At 45.4% G+C, this 26,313-nt stretch carries 22 protein-coding genes, 3 tRNA genes and 1 pseudogene; 14 read left to right on the top strand and 12 right to left on the bottom strand.

Annotated features, from left to right (window positions below; all coding sequences use genetic code 11):
* Positions 1 to 5 precede the first annotated feature (5 nt).
* From porG to ribD, 3 genes are all read right to left on the bottom strand, one after another.
* Complete coding sequence (gene porG, locus NBH07_RS06225) at positions 6 to 710, bottom strand: type IX secretion system protein PorG (RefSeq protein WP_008772658.1); 705 nt, start codon at positions 708 to 710, stop codon at positions 6 to 8.
* A gap of 81 nt (positions 711 to 791) precedes the next feature.
* The gene (bamI, locus tag NBH07_RS06230) at positions 792 to 2,168 is read right to left on the bottom strand and encodes a BamI family beta-barrel-assembly machinery protein (protein WP_005867894.1); all 1,377 of its coding nucleotides are present in this window, start codon (positions 2,166 to 2,168) and stop codon (positions 792 to 794) included.
* A gap of 119 nt (positions 2,169 to 2,287) precedes the next feature.
* Positions 2,288 to 3,367, bottom strand: coding sequence for a bifunctional diaminohydroxyphosphoribosylaminopyrimidine deaminase/5-amino-6-(5-phosphoribosylamino)uracil reductase RibD (gene ribD / locus NBH07_RS06235; RefSeq protein WP_005867892.1), 1,080 nt, complete (start codon positions 3,365 to 3,367; stop codon positions 2,288 to 2,290).
* A 56-nt stretch (positions 3,368 to 3,423) separates the two neighbouring features.
* Between ribD and NBH07_RS06240 the strand changes: the two genes are divergently transcribed.
* The 12 genes from NBH07_RS06240 to NBH07_RS06295 all read left to right on the top strand — a co-directional run bounded on the left by NBH07_RS06240 (position 3,424) and on the right by NBH07_RS06295 (position 10,103).
* A complete protein-coding gene (locus tag NBH07_RS06240; RefSeq protein ID WP_009016980.1) occupies positions 3,424 to 4,380 on the top strand; it encodes a N5-glutamine methyltransferase family protein in 957 nt (318 codons plus the stop codon).
* Positions 4,377 to 4,877 (top strand): regulatory protein RecX, encoded by a 501-nt coding sequence (locus tag NBH07_RS06245; RefSeq protein WP_009016979.1) that lies wholly within the window; start codon positions 4,377 to 4,379, stop codon positions 4,875 to 4,877. The genes NBH07_RS06240 and NBH07_RS06245 overlap by 4 nt, the downstream gene beginning before the upstream one ends.
* Positions 4,858 to 5,547: a ComF family protein gene (locus tag NBH07_RS06250; protein WP_009016978.1), complete on the top strand. Its 690-nt coding sequence runs from the start codon at positions 4,858 to 4,860 to the stop codon at positions 5,545 to 5,547. The genes NBH07_RS06245 and NBH07_RS06250 overlap by 20 nt, the downstream gene beginning before the upstream one ends.
* A gap of 86 nt (positions 5,548 to 5,633) precedes the next feature.
* Positions 5,634 to 6,269, top strand: a complete 636-nt coding sequence (gene pyrE, locus NBH07_RS06255; RefSeq protein ID WP_005858992.1) for an orotate phosphoribosyltransferase — start codon at positions 5,634 to 5,636, stop codon at positions 6,267 to 6,269.
* Between the two features lie 22 nt (positions 6,270 to 6,291).
* A complete protein-coding gene (locus NBH07_RS06260) occupies positions 6,292 to 6,705 on the top strand; it encodes an SRPBCC family protein (RefSeq protein ID WP_005858994.1) in 414 nt (137 codons plus the stop codon).
* Between the two features lie 13 nt (positions 6,706 to 6,718).
* On the top strand, positions 6,719 to 8,059 hold the full coding sequence (gene argH / locus NBH07_RS06265) for an argininosuccinate lyase (protein ID WP_009016977.1): 1,341 nt from the start codon (positions 6,719 to 6,721) through the stop codon (positions 8,057 to 8,059).
* Positions 8,052 to 8,525, top strand: coding sequence for a Rieske (2Fe-2S) protein (locus tag NBH07_RS06270; RefSeq protein ID WP_005867883.1), 474 nt, complete (start codon positions 8,052 to 8,054; stop codon positions 8,523 to 8,525). Before argH ends, NBH07_RS06270 begins: the two co-directional genes overlap by 8 nt.
* A gap of 73 nt (positions 8,526 to 8,598) precedes the next feature.
* Positions 8,599 to 8,671: transfer RNA gene (locus tag NBH07_RS06275), tRNA-Gly, on the top strand.
* A 23-nt stretch (positions 8,672 to 8,694) separates the two neighbouring features.
* Positions 8,695 to 8,779: transfer RNA gene (locus tag NBH07_RS06280), tRNA-Leu, on the top strand.
* 15 nt (positions 8,780 to 8,794) lie between these two features.
* Positions 8,795 to 8,867, top strand: a tRNA-Gly gene (locus tag NBH07_RS06285).
* Between the two features lie 92 nt (positions 8,868 to 8,959).
* On the top strand, positions 8,960 to 9,742 hold the full coding sequence (locus NBH07_RS06290; protein WP_009016976.1) for a HipA family kinase: 783 nt from the start codon (positions 8,960 to 8,962) through the stop codon (positions 9,740 to 9,742).
* Positions 9,720 to 10,103 carry a DUF3037 domain-containing protein gene (locus NBH07_RS06295; protein WP_005859003.1) on the top strand — a complete coding sequence of 128 codons (384 nt, stop codon included), beginning with the start codon at positions 9,720 to 9,722 and terminating at the stop codon, positions 10,101 to 10,103. Before NBH07_RS06290 ends, NBH07_RS06295 begins: the two co-directional genes overlap by 23 nt.
* Before the next feature lie 94 nt (positions 10,104 to 10,197).
* Here the strand turns inward: NBH07_RS06295 and gltA are convergent, their stop codons facing one another.
* From gltA to NBH07_RS06310, 3 genes are all read right to left on the bottom strand, one after another.
* Entirely contained in the window at positions 10,198 to 11,667 is a 1,470-nt protein-coding gene (gltA, locus tag NBH07_RS06300; protein ID WP_009016975.1) for an NADPH-dependent glutamate synthase, read from the bottom strand.
* A gap of 20 nt (positions 11,668 to 11,687) precedes the next feature.
* Positions 11,688 to 12,485 (bottom strand): sulfide/dihydroorotate dehydrogenase-like FAD/NAD-binding protein, encoded by a 798-nt coding sequence (locus tag NBH07_RS06305; protein WP_005867880.1) that lies wholly within the window; start codon positions 12,483 to 12,485, stop codon positions 11,688 to 11,690.
* Positions 12,486 to 12,576: 91 nt separating this feature from the next.
* Complete coding sequence (locus NBH07_RS06310) at positions 12,577 to 12,963, bottom strand: co-chaperone GroES (protein ID WP_005859009.1); 387 nt, start codon at positions 12,961 to 12,963, stop codon at positions 12,577 to 12,579.
* A 397-nt stretch (positions 12,964 to 13,360) separates the two neighbouring features.
* Here NBH07_RS06310 and NBH07_RS06315 point away from each other — a divergent pair, with 397 nt between their 5' ends.
* Positions 13,361 to 16,687: a SusC/RagA family TonB-linked outer membrane protein gene (locus tag NBH07_RS06315; RefSeq protein ID WP_050775566.1), complete on the top strand. Its 3,327-nt coding sequence runs from the start codon at positions 13,361 to 13,363 to the stop codon at positions 16,685 to 16,687.
* 27 nt (positions 16,688 to 16,714) lie between these two features.
* Positions 16,715 to 18,463, top strand: coding sequence for a RagB/SusD family nutrient uptake outer membrane protein (locus NBH07_RS06320; RefSeq protein ID WP_005867851.1), 1,749 nt, complete (start codon positions 16,715 to 16,717; stop codon positions 18,461 to 18,463).
* 78 nt (positions 18,464 to 18,541) lie between these two features.
* On the opposite strand, the gene NBH07_RS06325 is transcribed toward NBH07_RS06320, so the two are convergent.
* The 6 genes and pseudogenes from NBH07_RS06325 to NBH07_RS06350 all read right to left on the bottom strand — a co-directional run bounded on the left by NBH07_RS06325 (position 18,542) and on the right by NBH07_RS06350 (position 26,300).
* The gene (locus NBH07_RS06325; protein WP_005859017.1) at positions 18,542 to 19,135 is read right to left on the bottom strand and encodes a DUF4251 domain-containing protein; all 594 of its coding nucleotides are present in this window, start codon (positions 19,133 to 19,135) and stop codon (positions 18,542 to 18,544) included.
* A gap of 84 nt (positions 19,136 to 19,219) precedes the next feature.
* Positions 19,220 to 20,566, bottom strand: coding sequence for an MATE family efflux transporter (locus NBH07_RS06330; RefSeq protein ID WP_009016973.1), 1,347 nt, complete (start codon positions 20,564 to 20,566; stop codon positions 19,220 to 19,222).
* A 7-nt stretch (positions 20,567 to 20,573) separates the two neighbouring features.
* Entirely contained in the window at positions 20,574 to 21,584 is a 1,011-nt protein-coding gene (locus tag NBH07_RS06335; RefSeq protein ID WP_039848544.1) for an ABC transporter ATP-binding protein, read from the bottom strand.
* A gap of 5 nt (positions 21,585 to 21,589) precedes the next feature.
* Positions 21,590 to 22,624 (bottom strand): iron chelate uptake ABC transporter family permease subunit, encoded by a 1,035-nt coding sequence (locus NBH07_RS06340; protein ID WP_009016971.1) that lies wholly within the window; start codon positions 22,622 to 22,624, stop codon positions 21,590 to 21,592.
* A 48-nt stretch (positions 22,625 to 22,672) separates the two neighbouring features.
* Positions 22,673 to 23,920, bottom strand: a pseudogene (locus NBH07_RS06345) (ATP-binding protein); the annotation flags it as partial.
* 805 nt (positions 23,921 to 24,725) lie between these two features.
* A complete protein-coding gene (locus tag NBH07_RS06350) occupies positions 24,726 to 26,300 on the bottom strand; it encodes a RagB/SusD family nutrient uptake outer membrane protein (protein WP_009016969.1) in 1,575 nt (524 codons plus the stop codon).
* Between the last annotated feature and the right edge of the window lie 13 nt (positions 26,301 to 26,313).

Here is a 26,313-nt window from a genome sequence, read left to right on the forward strand (position 1 = left end):
TCTTACTAATATTCACTTATATTTTTCGCATTGTTACAAGTACGACACCTCGGGCCGAAATCCCATGTAACAGACAACAACAAGAAAGAGTACCAATCTTTATTCTTAAGAGCGCTACCCTTAACACCATACGGATCGTCCAACATGTCCTTTCCCTCTAGGCCATCGCCAAATAACTTACGAAACGAGAACTCGCACCCTAAATTAAGGCGGTTCTTGATCTTATATTTCATGCCCACGCCTAAAGGAATATTCGGGCTGGCGAAAGTCTTCCCGCCACCCGGAGCCACCGTCAGCCCTATGCCCACCAAGACATAAGGAGAGAAACGCTTCGCCCCCGCATAGTCGAACTTATCGCTATACGGGAAAAAATTGAACTCTGCCTGTCCCCCCAACTCCATGATACTACGGTTGAAAGAGGTTTGGGCATTATTCGGAAAAACGTTCTCCATACCTTCGGTCTTACCGGAAACCTGTCCCCACATCAAGTTGGCTTTCAAGGCCCAACGAAAGTTGATGTTATACCGGAACACGGCTCCCACCGCCGGATTCATTCCTTTAAATATCGTATTCTTGTTGGCGTCGCCCATATAAAAGGCGCCACCAGCCATACCACCGATCTCGTACTTATATTCCTGCGCCCAAAGCGTAGGGACCGTACCCGCTAATAGGATGATTATGAGAAGCCGCTGAAAAAAAGTTGAAGTCATAAGCCTTGCTGTTATATATACCACACTTCTTTTTCTAACGCTAAAAGCCTCATAAAATTATACATCTCCTATCGAACTTTTCTATTCCTTCGGGATCAAACGATTGATACGGCCTCTCCAAAGTTGGTTCAAGTCATTGGAACCAGTGCTGGTCTTTCCTCCGAAAATGTTCACGAAATTCTCTTTATCCACAATAATTGAGGAAAAGCCTCTCGCCGCATAGTCGGTCGGTAACACCACCATCGAGTCGATCAACGACCAAGAAATACCATAATCTATCGATTGATACATATCTTTCAATGCCTTGTTCGAAGCGTCGATACCTCCGATCAAGAAAAACTTATCGTCATAATTCGTGATCATCGCTCCCTCACGCTTCGTGAAGTTTGCGTCACCGGAAGCCATCAACGCCCAAGAGATACCATCCATGGTCGCCCAAGTCGTATTAACCACTTGGTTGTCCGCGGTACGTCCGCCGGCGGTCATCAAGTACTCATGATACATTGCGGCATATTGGAGATTGCTAAATCCGGTAACAGGGAATCCGCTAGCCACCGCATCTCCGGCGATCCACTCCATGGATTCGTTCATCGCATAGAACGCTAGCTTTCCTTCCTGATCCACGATCGTAGCTAAGGCGGAAGGCTGTTTCGTGCCCTGCTTCACGCTACCCAAAACGTATTTCACGGAAGGGGCGTTCTCTACAGCGCTCCAAGTCAAGCCATCCTCGGATCTATATAATGTGCCATTTGTAGCCGGCACATATAAAGCATTGTTATACTCAGTAATCTGGGAGATCAAAAGCCCATCGGAAGGCAGACCGGCCAAGGATAATGACTGCCAGCCCTTAGGCGCACTTACCGAAGCGTAATATAATTGGTAAGGTTTACCGGACTCGGCGGGTTTCACATACATAAAGTAATTCTCCGATCCATTATAATCGTAGGTTACCACCTTCTGATCCTTCACGGTAATGCCAATCATAGGATTCGCGTACATACTCCAAACCATAGAGTCCGGAACCACTTGATGGATATTCACCTGCGCCATATAGACTTTTGTCGTGACTTGGTCATACGCATGAACCACGAACTTTACCGGAGCGGAGAAATCGATGGAATCCGACAAACTACTTAAATAATAAGTGGAATCGGGATAAGCCTCGGGACTAGCCTCCACGCCACCTATCACTGAAGAATTAGCGAACCCAATCTTACAAACCACTTTCTCGATCTTCGTACCAAAAGGTAAAGAGTCTATATTAAAAATCCGTCCCGTTAGCTGGTCTATCGTAAACTTCACAGTATCCAACCCCGACACAGAATCATGACTTAATGAAAAAGTATGTATCTGGCAATTCTTAATAGCTTCTACACCAACGATTTCATCTGACTTCAAACAAGAAGACAGCACTAACGCAAAACAACCTGTTATAAATAGTACTAATTTATTTTTCATCAAAAACATAAGTTTGTCGCATATAAAGGCACAAAAGTAGAAACATTTTTTGCTTTCACCCTAATACCTGCTAATATTTATAATATTTTAGTTGATTATATGAGCCTTAAAATTCATAGTTATGATTTTTCGAACTCATCGTTATGATTTAAAATTTCATAGTTATGATTTTTAATGCTCATAACAGAACGTCTAGAGATGCCGCTAACAGCCTCCTTTCCAAGCATCGGCGCATGCACCCCTTGATACAGGCGAACCGGAGCTGTTTCCACCCTCGCCTCGTCCCACACATCCGCTTCCACGAAAGAATTAATCAACTGGGCCCCACCTTCCACCAATAAGGAATCCAACTTCCGGGCAGCAAGATGATCTAGCACTTGCCGGATCACCGGGCCCTCGAAATCTATCCGGATATACTCCATGTTCTCTCGGTTTTCCACTTCCTTCTCCGTAAATATTAATGTACGTGAGAAACCATTCAGCAACCGATAAGAATCGGGAATAACGAGCCGGCGATCCAATACGACCCTAACCGGAGAATTACCGGACCAATGGCGCACGTTCAATGAAGGATTATCCAATAAAGCGGTCCGTGTACCGACCATGATAGCCGCCACCTCCGAGCGAAGTTTATGCACCAAGCGTGAAGTCTCCGGAGAAGACAAAACCGTGACCGGCTCCGACACGTCCGTACGCAAACGATCGATAAACCCATCCTCGCTCTGCGCCCATTTCAAGATAATATAAGGACGGCCTTTCGTTTGTAGCGTCATAAACGCCTTGTTCAACGCACGGGCTTCTTCCTCCATCACGCCTGTGACGACCTCGACACCAGCCTCACGCAACATCCGCACGCCTCGCCCCGACACCTCGGGAAAAGGATCCAAGCAACCGACCACCACCCGTGGAATCCCTTTCCGGATAATCAACTCGGCGCAAGGAGGCGTCTTCCCATAATGAGAGCAAGGCTCCAGACTCACATAAATCGTACTGTCTTTCAACAAAGACTCGTCTTTCACGGAAGCGATAGCATTCACCTCGGCATGCGCCTCCCCACATTTCCTGTGAAATCCCTCACCGATAATACGGCCCTTATGCACAACCACCGCACCAACCATCGGATTCGGACTGACATTTCCCCTCCCTCCTTTGGCCAACTCGATGCAACGAGCCATGTATTTCTCTTCAACCTCTACCATAATCTTTGCATATAAACGGTTTTTACACTACTTTCGCGATAAAACAAGAGTAAGATATGACTGAGACCATCGCCTACATCCGAAATTCCCTCAAAGATATTTATCCTCCCGGCGAAGCCCAAGCGCTCGTCCGGCTCATCATGGAACGTGTTTGCGGTCTTTCTACCCATCAACTCCTGTTAGGCAAAGGTAAAGAATTATCTGATACGGAGAAATTTAAAATCAAGGAGATTGTAGAAGGACTGCGTTTATACAAGCCCATACAATACTTATTAGGCATAGCGGATTTTTACGGGATGGAGTTTAAGGTGACGCCGGACGTATTGATTCCCCGCCCGGAAACCGCCGAGTTGGTCGAGCGGATCATCACGGACTACCAAGGCCAAGCCCCTCGTATATTAGATATTGGTACGGGAAGCGGCTGTATCGCTATTTCCTTGGCGAAACATCTTCCGAAGGCAGAGGTAGCGGCGGTGGATATATCACCCGAAGCGCTCGCCATGGCCGAGGAGAACGCCCGTATGAATCAAGTTTCCGTATCCTTCCATGAATTGGATATCCTTTCCGAAGGTTATTCCAGTTTCATGCAAGAGAAACAAAATTTTCACGTACGTGAAACTAGATTTTCATGTACGAGAAACAAAATTTTCACGTACGTGAAACTAAAATCCCATACGGAGGAAACCGAAGCGTCTCTTATAGGAAACTTAAACTGCATCGTCAGTAATCCCCCTTATATAATGTATAGAGAGAAAGCGACCATGGAAGCGAACGTTCTGGAGAACGAGCCTCATCTAGCCTTGTTCGTTCCCGACGACGATCCGCTTCTCTTCTACCGGGCCATCGCCCGCTTCGGACAAAGGCATTTGGTGGAAGGCGGGCATCTTTACTTCGAGATCAATGCCCTTTGCGGAAAAGAGACCGTAGCGATGCTACGTCAAGAGAATTACACCGAAGTCGAATTAATACAAGATCTATACGGGAAAGACCGTATCGTAAAAGCGAAAATATGAAAGAGATAACCGAACCCGAGATGTTGCACCGGGCAGCCGCCTATTGCTCCGCCGCCGAACGCTGCATACAAGACGTACAGAAAAAGATCGATGCCGCCGGACTTCCCCCCGACGCCTCCGAGCGTATCATCGCCCGCTTGCTGAAAGAGCGGTTTATCGACGAATCCCGTTACACCCGTTTCTTCGTGAACGATAAGCTACGATTCAATAAATGGGGACGGGTAAAAATAGGCTACGAGCTTTATAAGAAAAACATCCCCTCCCCGATCCGGGAAGAATCGCTCGCCGCCATCGACGAGGGAGAATACCGCTCCATCTTACTCGATTTACTAAAAAGCAAAAAGAAATCGACCAAAGGAAAAGACGAGCGGGACCTATTCAACAAGTTACTCCGTTTCGCCGCCGGACGAGGTTTCGAAAGCCGGATCACGTTGGATTGCCTAAGTCAATTATTCAAAGAAATAGACTGCGAGGATTATGCCGACGACATGGAATAATCTGCTCAACCTGTTTTTCCCAAACTTATGTAAAATATGTAAACGACCACTCGTCGAGGGAGAAGAACAAATTTGCCTGAAATGCCTATGTGATCTGCCGCACACGGGATATCATCAACAGGTGAACAACCCCGTCGAGCAACTTTTTATCGGAAAGGACCGGATCGAATACGCCACCGCTTATCTACGATACGAGAAAGGTGGAAAAGTACAATGCCTGATCCACTCGCTCAAATACCATGATAATAAAGAGCTGGGCTATCTACTCGGACGGCAGATAGCGAGAGAGCTCCAAGCGGATCACAGCCCGATATGTACCGTAGACCTCCTTATCCCCGTTCCCCTGCATCCCCGCAAAAAACGGCAAAGAGGTTACAACCAGTCCGAATGGATCGCCTCCGGCATCCGTTCCATATGGGATATCCCCATCGATACGCAAAGTCTGGCCCGCACCACCCACACAAGCACCCAAACTCGTAAGGCCATTTACGACCGTTGGTTAAATGTATGTTCTATTTTTAATGTCATTCATCCGGAAAGCTTAAAAAACAAACATATCCTGCTCATAGACGACGTGATCACAACCGGAGCCACGATTTCCGCTTGCGCAAAGGCTTTATCAGGGATTCCGGGCATACGCATCAGCATTTTAGCCCTATCTGTCGCATAAATATTAATAAAAAATTAACGTACGATATTCAAGGTAATGTCATTCAGTTTATCTATTTTTGCAAACTGATATAAATATAGGATTGTATGAAAACACTGGAAAGTTTAGTAGCAGAAAAATTATTAAAGATTAAAGCCGTAAAGTTGCAACCGGCCAATCCGTTTACTTGGGCATCCGGCTGGAAATCTCCGATCTACAATGACAACCGAAAGACTCTTTCTTATCCGGTCGTTCGTAGCTTCATTAAATTGGAGTTGGCTCGTGTGATTAGTGAAAAATTCGAGAACGTAGATGCCATTGCCGGTGTTGCTACAGGCGCGATCGCTCAAGGTGCTTTAGTAGCCGATTTATTAGGATTGCCATTCGTATACATCCGCTCTACGCCAAAGGATCATGGATTGGAAAACCTTATCGAGGGAGAATTGAAACCGGGTTCTAAAGTAGTGATCATCGAGGATTTGGTATCTACCGGAGGTAGTAGCTTGAAAGCCGTACAAGCCGTACGTAACTTTGGTTGCGATGTCGCAGGTATGGTAGCTATCTTTACCTATGGATTCCCTGTAGCGGAAGCCGCTTTCAAGGACGCTAAAGTGACATTGACTACATTGAGTAACTACGACGCAGTCTTGGAAGAAGCTGTCCGTACGCATTACATCGATGAGTCTGAGATCGCGGTTCTTCAGGAATGGCGTAAAGATCCGGCTAACTGGGACCCGAAATAAGTAATAAACAAAAAAACACTCAATGACTGAAGAATTTGTGAGTGAGGTCAAACAGATCCCACACAATGATGAACGTATCTTCACGATGTTGTCCGATCTTTCCAACTTGGAACGTATCAAGGATCGCATCCCGCAAGATAAAATAAAAAATTTTGAGTTCGACAGCGATACCTGTAGTTTCGCTGTCGATCCCGTTGGTAAGATTACCTTCCAGATCGTAGAAAGAGAGCCGAATAAATTAATCAAGTTCACGACGACCAACTCTCCTGTTCCCCTTTTCTTGTGGATACAATTGAAACAGGTGGCCGAGGACGACACACGGTTAAAAATCACGGTTCGTGCCGATCTGAATCCGTTCTTGAAACCAATGGTATCGAAACCTTTGCAAGAGGCTGTCGATAAAATCTCGACCGTTATCGCCTCCTTGCCTTATTAATTCCTTTTTCATTATGGCTCAGAAACTTTGGGAAAAAAATGTACAGGTAGATCATGAAGTAGATATCTTCACGGTAGGTAAGGACCGTGAGCTGGATCTTTACCTCGCTAAATATGACGTATTAGGCTCTATGGCGCATATCACGATGCTGGAAAGTATCGGTTTGTTGACCAAAGAGGAACTAAACGTCTTATTAGCAGAATTACGGAATATATACGCCGTAGCGGATCGTGGAGAATTCATCATCGAGGAAGGCATCGAGGATGTGCACTCGCAGGTGGAACTCATGCTTACACGCCGTTTGGGCGATATGGGCAAGAAGATCCATAGCGGGCGTTCCCGCAATGATCAGGTTCTATTGGATCTGAAACTTTTCACCCGTTCGCAAATACAAGAATTGGTTGAGTTGGTTTCCGGCTTGTTCGACGTTTTGATCTCCCAGAGTAACCGGTACAAGGATGTACTGCTTCCCGGATATACGCATCTACAGGTAGCTATGCCCTCTTCGTTCGGACTTTGGTTCGGCGCTTATGCGGAGAGCTTGGTAGATGATTTGCAACTTATGCAAGCCGCATACCGTATTTGCAACCGTAACCCGCTGGGTTCCGCCGCCGGATATGGTTCATCCTTCCCGCTAAACCGCCAGATGACTACGGATTTATTAGGTTTCGACTCGCTGGACTACAATGTGGTATACGCCCAGATGGGACGTGGCAAGATGGAACGCACCGTAGCTTTCGCTATGGCGGGTATCGCCGCTACGCTCTCCAAGTTAGCGTTCGACGCTTGTATGTTCAATAGCCAGAACTTTGGCTTCATCAAACTGCCGGATCAGTTCACGACCGGCTCCAGTATCATGCCGCATAAGAAGAATCCGGATGTATTTGAGTTGACACGTGCCAAATGCAATAAGCTTCAAGGCTTGCCTCAGCAAATCATCTTGATCAGCAATAATCTTCCTTCCGGTTACTTCCGGGATCTCCAGATCATCAAGGAAGTCTTCCTACCGGCTTTCGACGAGCTGAAGGATTGCTTACGCATGGTAACTCATATGATGCGCGAGGTGAAAGTAAACGAGCATATATTGGACGATGATAAATATTCTCTATTGTTTAGCGTGGAAGAAGTGAACCGCCGTGTCTTGGCCGGAATGCCTTTCCGTGACGCTTATAAGCAAGTAGGTTTGGATATCGAGGCCGGTAAATTCGTTCCTTCGAAGAGCGTTAACCATACACACGAAGGCAGTATCGGTAATCTATGTAACGAACCAATCGCCACCATGATGCGTAGCGTGATAGGTTCTTTCTCTTTCGAACGGATGAACGAGGCTGAAAAGAAATTGATCCATGGATAAGATAAGACGGATATTTCCACTTTTGATCTTGTTTACGCTATTATCTTGCGCAGATACGATAGAGACTCGCATTCCCTATCGTGCGGTCTATCTGGAACTAGATCTGACTTATCAAGATAAAGCGTTGAATGCAATACAGGCTTATAAGATCTACACCTCTAAAGATGTAGACCAAGCTGGCGAGCAAACAGGGTTTGGAGGCGTATTGGTTTATCATGGATTGTCCAGTAACGGAACCGGGGCATTCTTTGCGTTCGATGCCGCTTGTCCTCATGAGGCATCCGCTAATGTCATCGTAGATGTGGACGAATCTGCCGTATACGCCATTTGTCCGAAATGCGGTAGTAAATTTGAACTTTTAAACGGTATCGGCAATCCGGTGGAAGGACCTTGCGCTGAGGAGAAACAAGCCCTCAAACAATATGTCGTCGATACAAACGGTAATAAAATTTACATCCATAATTAAATTTTTCACCGAAAATGTTTGGTAGTATAAATATTTGTACTACCTTTGCACTCGCAAAAGAGAAACAAACAATGCGGAAGTAGCTCAGTTGGTAGAGCATAACCTTGCCAAGGTTAGGGTCGCGGGTTCGAGTCCCGTCTTCCGCTCAACTCTTAGAGAAGAGGTGGATGCTCGAATGGTGGAATCGGTAGACACGAAGGACTTAAAATCCTTTGGCCATTGCGGCTGTGCGGGTTCAAGTCCCGCTTCGAGTACGATCTAATTTAATTGCGGAAGTAGCTCAGTTGGTAGAGCATAACCTTGCCAAGGTTAGGGTCGCGGGTTCGAGTCCCGTCTTCCGCTCGCTTCCAAAAGGCCTCGCTGTTCGAAAGAATAGCGGGGCTTTTTATTTCTAAAATATAATCGTATCTTTATCTTCAATTAAAGTGAGGGTTATGGAATTACGTACTGCGAATGTTACCCGATATATCATGCCTCTGCGGGAAGGCGGATCATTGCCTGCTTTAGCGGAGGCGGACGATGAGTTTAAATATGTCGTTAAGTTCCGGGGAGCCGGACATGGGACAAAAGCCTTGATAGCCGAGGTGATCGGAGGTGAGATCGCTCGTTGCTTGGGTTTCCATGTACCAGAATTGGTCTTCCTGAATCTTGACGAGGCTTTCGGGCGGTCGGAAGGTGACGAGGAGATACAAGACTTACTACAAGCAAGTCAAGGGCTCAATCTGGGATTACATTTTTTATCCGGAGCCTTGACTTTCGATCCGGTAGTCAATCGTGTAGATCCCAAACTCGCCTCACAAGTCGTATGGCTCGATGCTCTTTTGACAAATATAGACCGCACGGTCCGGAATACGAATATGTTGATATGGAATAAAGAACTTTGGCTCATCGATCATGGAGCTTCCTTATTTTTCCATTTCTCATGGGTAAATTGGCAAAAACATGCGATCGGCCCTTTCATCCATATCAAGGATCATGTATTATTGCCACAAGCGACGCTGCTGGAGGAAGTAAACAAAGATTTCAAACGTATCTTAACTGAAGAGAAAATTCGTGAGATCGTAGGTCTAGTACCCGACGATTGGTTGTATTGGAACGATAGTCCCGGTACGCCTCAAGAGATACGTGATGTATATATCCGGTTTTTAATTGACCGAATCGCCCATTCTGACACGTTTATAAATGAAGCTCGACATGCAAGACAAACACTTATATGAATATGCCGTAATCCGTATCGTGCCGAAAATCGAACGGGAGGAGTTTATCAATGTAGGCCTTATCATGTTCTGTAAACGGCCTAAATTCATCAAGGCTCGCTATCATGTAGACGAGGAGAAACTTCGTCTGTTCACATCAGATATAGATAAAGAATCTTTGTGTACGAATCTCCACGTTTTCGATAAGATATGTTCCGGCGCGAAGGATGGAGGTCCTATAGCCAGCCTAGATATTCCGGAGCGCTTTCGTTGGCTTACCGCCATAAGAAGTGCCTCTATCCAAACCTCGCGTCCACATCCCGGTTTTTCCAACGATCTAGAACAGACATTTGAGAGATTATTTCAAGAATTAGTCTTATAGATAATAAACATAAATCTCCGTATCACGATAAAAGAAAAAAGACGGATCGTCCAAACAAACCCGTCTTTCCTTATAGAACTAATAGATATTATACTTATCCTCTTAAGTCCGCATCCATAGCGGCGGCAGCCTTACGACCGTCTCCCATCGCCAGAATCACGGTAGCTCCACCACGAACGATGTCACCACCGGCATACACATCGCCTAAAGCGGAGCGCATACTGTCTTCCTCCACTACGATCGTACCCTTCTTGCTCACCTCCAAGCCTCCAAAGGCACGGGGTATTAATGGATTCGGAGATACACCGACGCTAACGATCACCTCATCCACATCGATTGTTTCGATAGCTCCCTCGATAGGTACCGGACGACGGCGACCAGAGGCATCCGCCTCACCTAGCTCCATCTTCTGCAAGCGCATCTGTTTCACACGGCCTCTTTCATCACCTATATATTCGATCGGATTATGAAGCGTCATGAACTCCACACCTTCTTCCTTCGCATGTTTCACCTCTTCCAGACGGGCAGGCATCTCCTCCTCGCTACGACGGTAGACAATCATAGCACGCTCAGCGCCCAGACGGCGAGCGGTACGGACAGAGTCCATAGCGGTATTGCCACCTCCGATCACGGCCACCTTCTTCCCTTGTAGCACCGGCGTATCACTTTCCGGATTCGCCGCATCCATCAAGTTTACACGGGTCAAATACTCGTTGGACGACATCACGCCCACAAAGTTCTCACCCGGAATGTTCATAAAATTAGGCAGACCGGCGCCACTTGCCACGAACACGCCCTTAAAGCCATCCGCATGCAAATCATCATAACTGATCGTCTTGCCCACGATACAATCTTTCTCAAACCGTACGCCCATCTTACGAAGGCCATCAATCTCCACGTCCACGATCTTATTCGGTAGGCGGAACTCCGGGATACCATATTTCAATACACCACCGATCTCATGCAATGCCTCGAACACAGTCACATCATATCCACGCTTCGCCATATCTCCGGCAAAAGACAATCCGGCAGGACCGGAACCTACCACGGCAATCTTGATACCGTTCTTCTCCGCAATCTCCGGAACCGAGATATTACCGCTCTCACGTTCGTAATCAGCGGCGAAACGTTCCAAGTAGCCAATGGCAACCGCTTCCTTACCCATTTTCAAATGGATACACTTGCTCTCACATTGTTTCTCCTGCGGACATACACGACCGCAAACAGCGGGCAGGGCACTTGTCTCTTTCAAGGTCTTAGCGGCCTCCAAGAATTCCCCACGCTCGATATTCTTGATAAAAGTAGGTATATTGATATTTACCGGACATCCCTGCATACAAGTAGGATTCGGACAATCCAGACAGCGCTCGGCCTCTTGCATAGCCTGTTCTTTTGTCAAGCCTAAGTTAACTTCCTCCAAACGGGTACGACTCCGGTATTCCGGGTCCAACTCGTTCATCTTCACACGGGGGATATCCGCACGTTCTTTATTTTTCTTGCTTTTGCGAAGCGCCTCCCGCCAAGGTTCGGCACGACGAGCAGCGATTAATTCTTCTGTTGTCATGATTCAATTACGTGGTTTCGTTATTTCTTCTCTATATCCTTATAAGCGCCGAGGCGCATGATCATCTCATCAAAATCCACTTGATGAGCATCGAACTCCGGTCCGTCCACACAAACGAACTTGGTCTTCCCGCCTACCGTAATACGGCAAGCACCACACATACCCGTTCCGTCCACCATGATCGTATTCAAGGAAGCTACGGTAGGAATCTCGTATTTCTTTGTAAGAGCGGAAACGAATTTCATCATAATAGCCGGACCGATCGTAACGCATAAATCCACCCTCTCCCGGTTGATCACGCTCTCCACGCCATTCGTCACCAAGCCTTTCATACCATACGATCCGTCATCGGTCATGATAATTACCTCATCCGAGTTTTGGCGCATCTGCTCCTCAAGGATCACCAAGTCCTTGGTACGGGCCGCCAATACGACGATCACACGATTTCCTGCCTTATGGAAAGCCTCCACGATCGGCAACAACGGAGCGACACCTACGCCACCACCGGCACAAACAACCGTTCCAACCTTCTCGATATGGGTAGCCTGCCCTAACGGACCCACCACATCCGTGATATAGTCACCCTCGTTCAATTCACAGATTTTACGGGATGAGCCGCCTACCGCTTGGATCACCAAGGTGATGGTACCTTTCTCGGTATCCGCCCCGGCAATGGTAAGAGGTATACGTTCGCCTTTTTCGCCAACCTTCACGATCACGAAGTGACCGGCCTTGCGGGAGCGGGCGATCAAAGGAGCCTCGACTTCCAGCTTCACCACGTTGGCTGAGAAATGTTCTTTACTTACAATCTTATTCATTATAATCGCTACTGTTGATAGTTTGTCTTGTTTTGCTGGCAAAAATAAGATAAAAAAGTGAATATAGCCCTATTTTCCTTAACAAAAGGCTTTATTCAAACAAACCTTCATCACGCACTAACATCAAAATAGCGGAATGAGGAACAATCAAGAACTTCTCGTCATTAAAATTGATCTCGTAAGCGGCATTCTGCAAATAGACAGCCAAATCACCTTCACGGGCTTGAAGCGGCAAGTATTGCACCTCCTCCCCTTTCTTTTTCTCCCAGACCTCATGCTCCTCAGATTGAGAAGGCAACGGATATCCGGGCCCCGTCTTTATGATATAACCCGCTTGTATCTTCTCCCCTTGTTGAACCGAGGGAGGCAGATACAATCCGGTCTTAGTCTGGCTCTGTGGATTCTTAGGCTTAATCAATACTTTATCGCCTATCATCAGAAATTTATCGATGTCTTTTTGATCTATGGATAGTTGCATGATTATAAGATGTTAAATTTTTATTTCGCGAACTTACGGAAAGTTTACCGAACAAAAAACCCTGTTCATCGAATAATTCCGCCAGTTCACTGATTCTATTTTTTATACTTCTCTCCTTGATTTACATTTGCACCGTTAGGACTTGTGAAAGCCCTAACAAACCGGTTCATCATACAGACCGGCAGAATAGGTAAACATTAAAGAAAAAGGACACCTGCCGGTGTCCTTTTTCTTTGCCCAGACGGATAAAAAACAAAAGAATTCCACCAAAAGTTGTTCGCCGATTAAAAAGGCTTTTTCACCGAATAGATAAAGGCATTCATTGATTTTTATTGGTCTTCGTCTAAACAAACCTTAATATTGCCTCAGTTTACTAGACTTTATTAACCTATTTATTATGAAACACAGACATGCGATCTTTAAAAGCAGGCTAGGATTGGCCTTATGCTTTTTATTGGCAGGCGGTGCTATCATACCGCAAAGTTCCGTATTAAAAGCGGAAACCTCCGTTACGCAACAATCCCGGAAAATAACGGGTACGATCACCGACGCTAAAGGAGAGCCCCTATTAGGTGTTAACGTAGTCGTAAAGGGTACCACGAACGGAACGATCACCGATCTGGATGGTAAATACGTATTAGAAGTAGAGCCGAATGCCATTCTGGTCATCTCTTACATCGGGTACGTAACTCAACAAACACCTGCAAGCGGGAACGTCATGAACATTACCTTAAAGGAAGACACCCAAAATCTAGACGAGGTAGTCGTTGTCGGTTACGGTACCCAACAGAAAAAGGACATCACAGGTTCCGTAGCGGTTATCGATACCGAAGAGCTATTGGCGTCTTCCGGTTCTTCCGCCACACAACAGTTGCAAGGTAAAGCGGCGGGCGTAAACATCGGTACCTCCGGTGCTCCCGGTTCAGCCACGATGGTACGCATCCGAGGTATTAATTCCATCAATGACAACGGACCTTTGTATGTTATCGATGGCGTATCCACTCGTGACCAAGACCTAAGCTCTATCAATCCCAATGACATCGAGAGTATGCAAGTATTGAAAGACGCCTCTTCCGCTGCGATCTACGGAGCGCAAGCAGCGAATGGCGTCATTTTGATCACGACCAAGAAAGGGACAAAAACGGGACAACCGAGATTAACCTATGACGGATATTACGGTTTCTCTAAAACAGGTAAACGCTATGACGTCTTAAACGCTTATGACCGTATTGATGTTGAATGGCAAGCCTCGAAAAACAATCTGGACCTAACGGGAGCTAGCGCCAACGGAGAATTACCTTTCCACCAGCAATTTGGAAGCACTTCCGACTCTTGGGTTAATCATCTCCCTAATTACATGACCGTAACCGGCGCCGGTGGTAGCACCTCCATCGATCCTAGCGATTACGATCAAGCGAACAACGTTGTCTATGCGCCCGTAGGCGATACGAATTGGTGGGATGAGATCAGTCAACTCGGTTGGATGCAGAATCATCAGCTGTCCTTGTCTGGAGGTACCGATAAAGGGCAATACACCATGAGCATGAACTATTTCGACCAGCAAGGTACCGCTATCGAATCTTATTTCACCCGCTATCAAGCACGTGCTAATTCGTCGTATAACGTCCGCCCATGGTTGCGATTCGGAGAGAACCTAACTTATAGTTTTAGCAAAAACAACGGACTTAGCTTCTCAGGTACAGAGTCCAACATCTACTCATGGACTTATCGGGCCTCTCCTTATGTACCGGTTTATGACTATGCGGGCAATTATGCAGGCTCCTTATTCGCCGGGACCGGCAATTTCCAGAATCCTGTAGCTATTCGTGAAAGGAATAAGGATAATTATGCCACTACCCAACGTGTATTTGGCAACGTATATGGAGAGGCAGACCTATGGACTGGACTGACTTTTAAAACAAACTTCGGTATCGATTATCGTAATGACTATTCTTACTCGATGACTAAAAACAACCCAGAGTTCTCCGAGTCCGGCGGTCAAAATAACTTTTACGAAAGTAATTACTTTAATTATCGTTGGGTTTGGACCAACACGTTATCTTTCAGCCGAACATTCAATGAGATCCATTCCTTGAACATCTTATTGGGAACAGAGGCTATTCGGGACGGTTTAGGCAGATCCCTCAACGCACGTAGATATAACTATTTATTCGAAGACAATACCAATACATACACCTTGGATATGGGCGAGAACAATAGCCAACGTACCAATTCTTCCACTTACAATGGAGAATTCGCGCTATTTGGTATGTTTGCCCGTGCAGACTATGGATATAAGGATAAGTATCTATTAACCGGTATTATCCGCCGGGACGGTGTTTCCCGTTTCTCGGAAAATAATCGTTACGGAGTCTTTCCATCTATCTCCGCCGGTTGGCGTATGTCAGAGGAGGCATTTATGGAACCAAGCCGAGATTGGCTGGACGACTTAAAGATACGAGCCGGTTACGGCATCACGGGTAACTCAGAGATTCCTGTCGCGACTAATTTCGCCAATTTGTTCACGACCAGCACCTCCTATACGAATTACGACATGACCGGAGCGAACAATAGCGAGACAACCGGATTCCGCCTCAGTACCTACGGTAACACTGATACGAAATGGGAAATGACCAAGATGGTCAACTTGGGTCTGGACGCAACCTTCCTGAATGGTAAATTCAGCGGTTCATTCGAATGGTATACGAAGAAGACATCCAATATGTTGATACAAGCGGCCTACACCTCGATGGCCGGAGAATCCGGAAGCCCTTATATCAACTTCGGAGATATAAAGAACACCGGTTTCGACTTCATGTTTAATTACCGTGACCGAAAAGGAGACTGGGCATGGGATCTATCCTTGAATTTATCCCATTATAAAAATGAGGTCTTGAAACTCGCGGAAGCTGACGATTATTCTCTATGGGCTAGCGGTACGCGCATCGAAGGATACGTAACCCGTACGACAAAAGGACATGCCGTGTCTGAATTCTGGGGGTTGAAGCAAAATGGTTTTTATGAGTCCGTAGCCGATGTTATGGCAACCAAGCCATTCGGACAAAGTGATATCACAGAGGCAGACGCTGCCGCTTATGTCGGCCGCTTCCGTTTCGAGGACTTGAACGGAGACGGCAAATTGGATGATAGCGACCGGACCTTTATCGGCTCTCCTCATCCGGACTTAACCGGAGGCCTCAACGCCACGTTAACATGGAAAAACTGGGACTTTACTATGTTCTGGAACTTCTCTATCGGCAATGACTTATATAATAACACAAAATATTTTACCGATTTCTGGACTTTCAACGGTAATAAATCCTCACGCCTCAGAGATCAATCATGGACATTGAATGGCGATAACAGTAATGCTATCCTTCCTATGCTGAATACGGAAGATAACTATTCCGGAGCTTATTCTAGCTCTTATTACGTAGAAGACGCCTCCTTCTTACGCCTGAAAAATCTCGTATTGGGATATTCCTTGCCTAAGGAATTACTCAAGAAGGCTGGTATCCAGAATCTCCGCCTGTATTTACAAGCCGAGAATATCCTTACGGTCACCGGATATACAGGCTTGGACCCAGAGTTTACCAACGCCTATTTACGGCAAAGCGATTCTGACACCGACGGAGCCGGACGTGTAGACTTAAAAAGAGGAGTCGATATGGGAGGCTGGCCTACAACTATGCGATTCTTATTGGGCGTGAATTTTACTTTCTAAATCCATTTTACTATAAAAACGACTATTATGAGACATAAAATATTAATAGTAAGCGCAGTTGCTTTATTTACCTTGAGTTCTTGCGGTGAGGATTTTCTATATAAAGCTCCTCAAGGCAGTATTGACCAAGAAGCATTAACAAATGCTGAAGGGGTTGAGTTATTGGTGGTCAACGCTTATGCCGGTTTGACCCGGCCGACCGGATATGACAATATGTTCAATTGGGTATTCGGTGGTGTATACGGAGGTGACGCTAATAAAGGCTCCGAATCCAATGACCAATCTGTATTGAACTCCGTAGAGACGTATGCCGTCACGGCCACAAACGACTATTTACAGAATAAGTGGAAAGACGCATATTATGGAGCACAACGTTGCAACTTAGCACTCAATGTGATGAAAGAAGCGGCAGACATGGATGAGACAACCAAGGCCTACCGGACCGCGGAGCTAAAATTCTTACGTGCCCTATTCATGTTCGAAGGGGTAAAGATTTTCGGACCGACCGGCATGCCCTATATCGACGAGACGATCGCCGCTGAAGAAAATGACCCGAAAGTTCATAACGGTACGGACATCTATCCTAATATTTTAGCAGACGTAGAAGCGGCCATTGAAGGATTACCCGAAAAACAGACCGAAGTGGCACGCCCTACGAAAACAGCGGCAAAAGCGTTAAAGGCTAAAATACTAATGCAACAAGGTGATATGACAGCCGCCAAACCGATCTTGGCCGATATTATCGCAAACGGATTAAGCCCTAAAGGAGAGAGATTAGCCTTACAAGATGATCTGGACGCAAATTTTAACGCAACTACCGAAAATGGGAAAGAGTCTATTTTTGAGGTACAATTCTCTGTCGGAGCCAATAATAACGGGAATTACGGATTTTTACTGAATTATCCTCATAACACAGGCCCCGGTGGATGTTGCGGATTTTATCAACCCTCTTACGAACTGGTAAACTCATTCCAAGTAGACGAAAACGGACTTCCTTATCTTGACGGAGAGTACAGAAATAAAAAATCCGTAACAGAACGTGTTACCGATTATGATTACATCTCTAAGAATGATAAAACAATCGCCGTGGACCCTCGTTTAGATTTCGCCGTAGGACGTATGGAGATTCCCTATAAAGATTGGGGATTGCCTGCTAATGATTGGATACGAAATGTAAGTAGCGGTGGTGTATTCCTACCGAAAAAGCATGTCTATAGCAAAGCGGAACAGGATGCCGGATTAGCTGGCTCCACCTATTCATCCGGCTGGGCTCCCGGTTCTGCCATGAATTTACAATATCTATGCTTACGTGATTGTAAATTGTTATACGCGGAATGCCTAGCGAACGACGGAGAATTAAGTGCCGCCATGCAGCAAGTAAACGATATCCGTGAACGTGCAGCCAAACCGGATAATATCATTTATCTGGAAGACGGAACGCCTGCCGCCAATTATTTAGTGAAACCTTATCCATCCAGTCACGCCGCATTCAGCAACAAGGAAACTTGTATCAAGGCGATTCATATGGAACGTAAGCTGGAACTTGCGATGGAAGGACAACGATTTTTCGATCTGGTTCGTTGGGGAGGTGATTATATGAACAAGGAATTGACGGCATATATAAATTATGAGAAGCAATACCTAACTAAATTCTATGGTGTATCCGCTCCAACCGCTTCTAAGACGATGTTCCCGCTTCCCGAGACAGAGATCCAGACCGCAGGAAACGATGAGAACGGCCAAGCTTATCTGGTACAAAATGATGCTTGGAAATAGTCCAATCTCATCCTTCTTATAAACAGAAAGGCGGGCTTCCCGAAAGAAAGTCCGCCTTCACGATTCTTTGTATCTACATTAAATAGAACGTCCCTTGAACACATTCGACTCGCTTGAAGGATAGAGATTTCCCGTAAAGGATATACGGTTGCTATTAAAGTTAGGCGATACCGTGGCAGTACATTTATTCGTACCTTTCGCCATACGGAACGTAACCCTAGCGGATACCGCTACACCCTGCACATTCATCTCGTACATAACGTTTCCTTTTTTGTCAGTCTTCATCTGTACACCGGAAGTTGTTCCATCAACCGTTATACCTCCTATTCCGTTAGGACCGGCCGCCGGAGTATTAAACGCTAACTGAATGGTAGCCTTCTCACCCTTCACCGAAACGAAGTTCGTGTTCGGAGTAACATAAACAAAACTACCGCGCTTAAACTCTATACGATCCGCTTCCAATACGAAATCCTTATTCTTCAAAGCTTGCACCGCTTGTTCAAACAATGCGTTAGCCTCGGCTTCCTCCGCAGCTTTCTTCGCTGCCTTCTCTGCTTTCTTTGCTTCTTTCTCGGCCTGCTTCGCAGCTTTCTCTGCTGACTTGTCCTGCTGTGCCATCATCGACCCTGCACCAAATAATAAAACGGCGAGCAATAATACAATCTTCTTCATATTAACTCATTTTTAAAGGTTTGTCTATAAAAGTACTTTTATACATACAATAAAAATACAATTAACATCGACATAAGTTCATCTTTAACCCTTATTTTTCACGTTTTTAACATGATACCATAAAAAGCCCCATGCGGTTACCGCCGCGATGAAATCGGAGAAAGGTTGCGCTAGCCAAACGCCATCCAATCCCCAGATCGGAGGAAATAGCAGGATAGCCGGTATCAGGAATAAAACCTGCCGGCTTAGACTCAGAAACATCGCTTTCCATGCGACACCGATACTTTGAAAAAACTGGCTGATCGTAATCTGGGAACCGACAACGAAAAAGACCAGCATCGTCAGACGTAATCCATTATCCGTAATCGACACCAATTCGGCATCCGTCGAGAATACGCTAACGATCAGTCTCGGGAATAATAAACTGACGATACATCCTACCCCTGTAATCAAGGTCGATACTATAATAGACAACCGCAAGGTAGCCAATACCCGGTCATGATGCCCAGCGCCATGATTAAACCCGACAATCGGTTGCATCCCTTGGGCGATACCGATAATCAACATAACCAGCAGCATGGCGATACTGGAAATAATACCGCTGGCACCAATCGCCAAATCGCCTCCATTCTCTTTCAACGCATGGTTCATGATCACCACAACCACACTGCCCGCCATCTGCATGGAAAATGGAGACATGCCGATCGTAAATATATTCCAAATAATGGAACCTTTCAACCGGAAATATTTCGTATGGAAACGTACGATACTATCCTTGCTGATAAAATGACTCATCACGAAAGCGGCACCGGCGGCCATGGAGATCACCGTAGCGATAGCGGCACCCTGTATCCCCATATCCAGCCAGAAGATAAAGATCGGGTCTAGGATCACGTTCAATACGGCACCGATCATCATCGTGAACATCGCCTTTTTCGGATATCCGGAAGCACGCATCACGGCATTAAAGCTAAAGCTTAATGTAGCCAGCAAATTACCCGGGATAGCGATATATAAATAGTCTTTCGCATAAGGTATCGTCTGCTCGCTTCCTCCGAACCACGTTAACAAATCATCCAAGAAAATCATACTGGGGATAATCGTCAAGGCTCCGATAATGAATGTCAAAGTGAAAGCGTTTCCTAATACGTTATCTGCCAGATCATTCGCCTTACGGCCTAGATGAATGGAGACCCTTGTAGCGGCTCCCGCACCGATCAACATTCCAAATGCCTGCATAAAGAGTAGTATCGGGAAAGTCAAAGTCAATCCGGAGATAGCTAGCGCACCCACTCCTTGTCCGATAAATATACGATCTACGATATTATAAAGAGCATTAACCATGGTCCCGATAACGGCGGGAATCGCGTAATGTACCAACAAACGGCCTATATTCTCATTTTCCAGCCGCCATGTAATCTCATTTGACATATATAACTTATGATTTATGAATTATGATTGAGATCATCTCCGCCACACTTCCTACGATTCTCGTGCCCTCTTCCGCAGGGAACTGAATACGCAGGCTATCCGGAGCATTACAATAAACACTTATATAATCCTCGCTAACCGACGAGGGCTTAAAGCCATTCCGGATCAAGGCATTCCCAACCCAATAAGAAGTCATAAAATCCCCCTCAACCCCAATAAGCTTTGTTGGAGCTGCCGTATTCAATTTCCCGGTATTCGGATCAAACACGATTCCTTCCTTACTAAAGAAAGTCTCGAAAGCTCCTCCCATAATCAAGTCCTCCGGCGTTCCACATGCCATTGGGCGACTTTTCTCCTGTAACCATAGACAGTCTCCCAGCTGGATCGCCAAATCAAGATCATGCGTCGATAGCAGAATCGCTTTTTGTTGCTTTACCGCTAATTTATGTAACAAGACCATAGTCTCTATCCGACTTGTCACATCTAAAAAGGCCGTCGGCTCATCCAACAATATGATGGGGCATTGCTGTGCCAGCGCTTTGGCGATCATGGCTTTCTGACGCTCGCCATCACTAAGTTCCGACACATAATTATAAGCCTTATGAGCGATACCGGCGGCAGCAAGCGATTCCTCGATAATCCTGCGATCTTCCTGCCTTAATTGTCCGAAAAAGCCGGTATAGGGATGTCTTCCTAAAGAGACCAACTCGTAAACCGTTATTCCACCGGCATTTGTCTTCTCTGTCAAGACAACTCCCACCAGCCGTGAGAAATTACCTTGTGAATAAGAATTCAGCGGCTTCCCCATTAGCTCGATTTCTCCTCCCAGAGGAGGTTGAAAACCACATAATGTCCTCAATAAGGTAGACTTTCCCGCTCCATTTAATCCGAGAAGACAGGTCACTTCACCCGGATATAGATTCAGATCCAACGCATCATGCACGCGCTTTTTCTGTCCGCCTTTCAATATATACCCAATACTTAAATCACTTGTCTTTATCACAGGGATCCGTTCCATAGCCACTAATTAAAATATTGAATATTTTTCCGGTTCACGATTACGTAAATAATAACAGGCGCCCCAAGCATAGGGGTAACGGCATTCAATGGCAGGATCGTATTACTGCCCGGTACCACCATCAGCATATTACATAGAAGAGCAACGCAGGAACCTGTCAGCATTGTAACTGGCACCAACATCTTATGATTGGAAGAGCCTAACATCAACCGGGCGATATGTGGAACTGCTAATCCGACAAAGGAAATGGGGCCGCAAAAAGCAGTAGTTGTAGCCGTTAATACTCCCGTACACAAAAGAATCGCAATCCGTGTTCGTTTGATCCGGATACCTAAATTAGCGGCATACATTTCTCCCAATAATAAGGCATTCAAAGGCTTGATCAGCAAGATCGCTAATAACAGCCCGATTAACGCACAAGTTCCAAAGAATGGTAATTGTTCCAAGGATACACCGGAAAAATTACCAAGCCCCCACATCACGAACGCATGTACCCGGTCTGTAGATGAATAATAATTCAAGATAGAAATAACCGAAGAAGCTAGATAGCCAATCATGATTCCGATAATCAGAAGCATGACATTATTCTTCACTTTTGCCGAAAAATAGATAATCAGTCCCAGTATCACGCAAGCCCCCACAAAGGCCGCGAGGATTACCGCCATATATCCGCTGATCGGCCAATCCGTGAACTGCCCCAACGTACCACCGAAATAGAGCATGATAGCGGCTACTCCAAGATTAGCGCCATCACTAATGCCCAATATGGAAGGTCCCGCCAACGGATTCCGGAACAATGTCTGTAATAGCAACCCGCTGGTAGCCAAGGAAGCCCCCGCCAATAATGCGGTTATAGCCTGAGGCAAACGAGATTGCAACACGATATTCTGCCATGCGATCTTATCAGATCCCTTCCCCAGCAAAATATCCATCACGTGATCCAAAGGAATCGGTACGGCCCCATACGCCAGCCCTCCCACAAAGAGCACCAAAAGAACCACCCCCAACAACGGATAAAAAAGCAGTGCTTGTTTGTTCATGGCGCGAAGGTATACAAAAAAGCGGAGTTATGTTATACTTCTCCCTACCTCACGAAGAAAACCAAAATATTGCTCACGTACGCAATTATTAGGAATACACATTCTTAAACGATCGCCTCGAGTACCACACATCGTAAGCAAACCGTAATAATAAAGTAGACTACGGAAATTATCTATATCCGTTACCCGTTCGGCAGGAAAGGATGTATGTAAGTCCACCAAGATCTCTCCTTTTGCCGCGATTTCCTCGATGGTACCCATACGATTTTCCTCCTGTACAGAGTCACGATCAATACGTGCCAGCATCTTCAGCTTACTATAGTCCGTTCGGATATTCTTATCGGCCATTTCTACCGGGGAACAATGAAAATCAACTTGCCAACGTAAATAATACAAAGTCATATCACAGTTAAAAATCCGATCGTCACCCAAGCTCTCTCTTGCGAAACAGTAATTATCATACCAAGGCTTCATTTCCGTAATCATAGCCTCAGCATCCCCTTTGAGCATATCGTTTTGCTGATAATAACGGAACATCTCACGAACATCCGTTTCATCAAAACCCATCATGACATTAAAACGAGGATCTACCGAGATATTCCAGTCTATATTATATCCACTCGACAAATCATCCAGCGTCACAGGGCTTACCCCCATCATGAATATACGGTCAAACATTCCCTTGAATTGTTTGAAATACTCCCGGTAGAAACCACTGGCGTGAGTCAAGTCATGAAACATTCGCTGCCCATGCTCACTCAATATCACATTGGTAAAGTTGTCGTACTCATCTATAATGAGATACAGGGGATATCCCTTTTCCTTCGCTTTTACCTCTATGTAAGCCAGCTTAGACTTCGCGCTTTCTATATGCTCGACGGTCTCCTTAAAATCAGCGTCATAATAAGCTGCGTACACATGCGCGAACTGATTAATGATTAAGCCACAATAGTCATTGAAGCTTGTCATCAGGTCCGCTCCCGGCATCGAACAACCCGCTTTAGAGAAATCGAAATAAAGTACCTGATACTTATTCCTTTCACCGGTTGGATGCGTACCAATCCATAGATCTCCAAAATATGCATCAAAATCATCCTGACGCAATATATCATAATACGTACGCATCATGCTAAGGAATACGCTCTTGCCAAACCGTCTCGGACGGATCAAGAAAAGATAGCTAGGCATCTTCTCGATAAGCGGAAGGTACATCGTTTTATCCACGAAATAGAAATTACCATTCCTTATTCGATTGAAATCTGATAATCCGTAAGGGATTCCTTTCACTTGACTCATATACTGGATAACTTTTATACTTGTTGTAGGCAAAGTTAGTCTATTCCTTGCAATAAGCACTAATATTTAGAAAAAAGAGCAACCACAATGTTTGCAAATGCATTTATTCAAGTTTAGTTCACAAACGAATGCATCTGTCTGTTGTTTTGGTTCGATAAAACTCGATCAAGTCATTCATTTCAATATTTTGCTTACAGTTCCATTCTCTCAAAAGGAGATGCTTTGGTCGTTGAGAAGCACACTATTTTTGGCTGTTGAAGTGAATAACTAACGGCTTGTCGAGTGAATAACTAACGGCTTGTCGAGTGAATAACTAACGACTATACCTAGCCGTTAGCTTGCGGCTTGGGAAGTGAATAACTAATCACTTGAAAAGCCTTTTACGAGTGACTTAATCAACTGTATACCAGATATATTTCGCAAACGCATTTTACTACTCAACTAGCTCTTCAACTAAATTAAAGAAGAACCAGCTATTTCAAGAAAAGACACACTGTGGCTAAAGCCCAAAAAGCAAGTTATATTATACCAGTTAGATTGTCACGGTTATACTATGGGCATGATTTTGAGATGGGAAATAAGAATAAAGAGGAGATATGTTTCTGCACGGAAATAAGGTGTGTCAAGGAAACATCAAAAAAGGATCAAAAGGGCGTTTTTCAAGAAATCACTATAAGGCAATGGATTGCTAAAATTTTCTTTCAAATTTGATGACAAGACATACTTTGGCTCGAAATAAACGATTCTTCCTTACTTTAGTGAGCTAGACAAAGTACTACCGTACCTCATCTAGCTCTGAAAGTCTTTATTTGAATGCAGGATAACCCGGATTCTGAGTCAATTTATCGTTAGATTGATAAGCATCTTGAGATATAGGGAACAATTTCAAATAATCATCTGTCTTTCTCACACAATTTGAAGCAGCCCACATACCTTTGTCATAGACCCCGAAACGGATATCATCCTGGCGGTTGTGCATCTCCCAAGACAATTCGAGGCGACGCTCAAGAAGGATATCATCCAGCGTAACAGTAGCGTAATTGTGATTGGAATCACCAAACGCACGTTCACGGACTTGATTAACCAAGCTTGTGGCCTCAGACGCACTACCACCACTACGAAGCAATGCCTCTGCTTTCATTAAAAGAACATCCGCATAACGGAACACATGGAAGTCATTACCCATAGCGTCTGTCAAAGTCGTTGAGTACGGCCATTTCTGGCAACGTGCGCCATCGTGCTGATTTACCGCTCCCCAAGTTGTTCCATCATATTCCGTACCAGCCAACATAGTAACATCGATCGTATGGTTCAACAAGAAACCATGGTCTGTCTCAATAGGCTCACCGGTCGAGGCATTATACATCTGGCCGATCAAGAATGTAGCTTCCTTACGAGGATCGTCATCAGAGAACAATTTAACATATTCCGGCTGCGCACAAACACCATTCCAAGCAGAAACACCGTTAGAAAGAGCCAACTGATCTTTGTAGTGCAACGTACGGTTCATCAATTGCCAACGATTATCCTTATCCGTATCCGTCTCTGAGAACGGAGCGGCCAAGATCGCCTCACGAGAACTCTCGTTCGTCAAGGAGAAGTTTGTCTTAAAGTCCGGCTCTAATATATAACCCATCGCCATCACCTTGTCGCAACACTCTGCGGCCATCTGGTAAGCATTGTTACAACTTACACCCCAAGCTTCCGCATTCAAATATAATTTAGCCAACAACGTATAAGCTGCACCTTTCGTAAACTTAGCATAACCATTTTCACGACCCGGACAAGTTTCCGCAATCTCTGTCACTTCTTTAATCAACCAATCAAACACGGCCTGGCGAGGTTGGCAAGCCGGAAGTTCCTTATCCGCATAATCAGTAACCAATGGAATATTGCCCCAATCGTCCATCATCTTGTAAATCCAAAAAGCACGGATACCTCGGATTTCAGATGTATATAGAGACATCTGTTCGTCCGATAAGAAATCAGAAGATTCCACTACCTTCAAGTTGGCATTACAAGTACCGATAGCCTCAGAAGCCGTAGACCATGCTCCCTTGATCACAGAAGTCTGCGAAGTCCATGTGTGCATGTAGATCTCACGATACTGACCACCATCATACCAGTCGCCACCCTTACGGGTAGGAGTAACAGCATCAGATCCCGACATCACATCCAGCGCAATAAAATTTCCATCCGCAGGATAATTCTTCAATGTCTTATACACGGTCCCTACCAACACACTGATCTCCGAATCAGTATAACCGAATGAATCCGCAGGGACATTATCGTATACCGTTTCATCCAAGTTCGTACACGCTGGCATAGAAAAAAGGAGAGCCGTACCAGTCAAGAACGATATTATATTTCTTTTTTTCATAACGAATGCATTT

The sequence above is a fragment of the Parabacteroides sp. B2-S-102 genome (assembly GCF_023656665.1).
In the GTDB taxonomy this organism is placed as follows: domain Bacteria; phylum Bacteroidota; class Bacteroidia; order Bacteroidales; family Tannerellaceae; genus Parabacteroides; species Parabacteroides distasonis.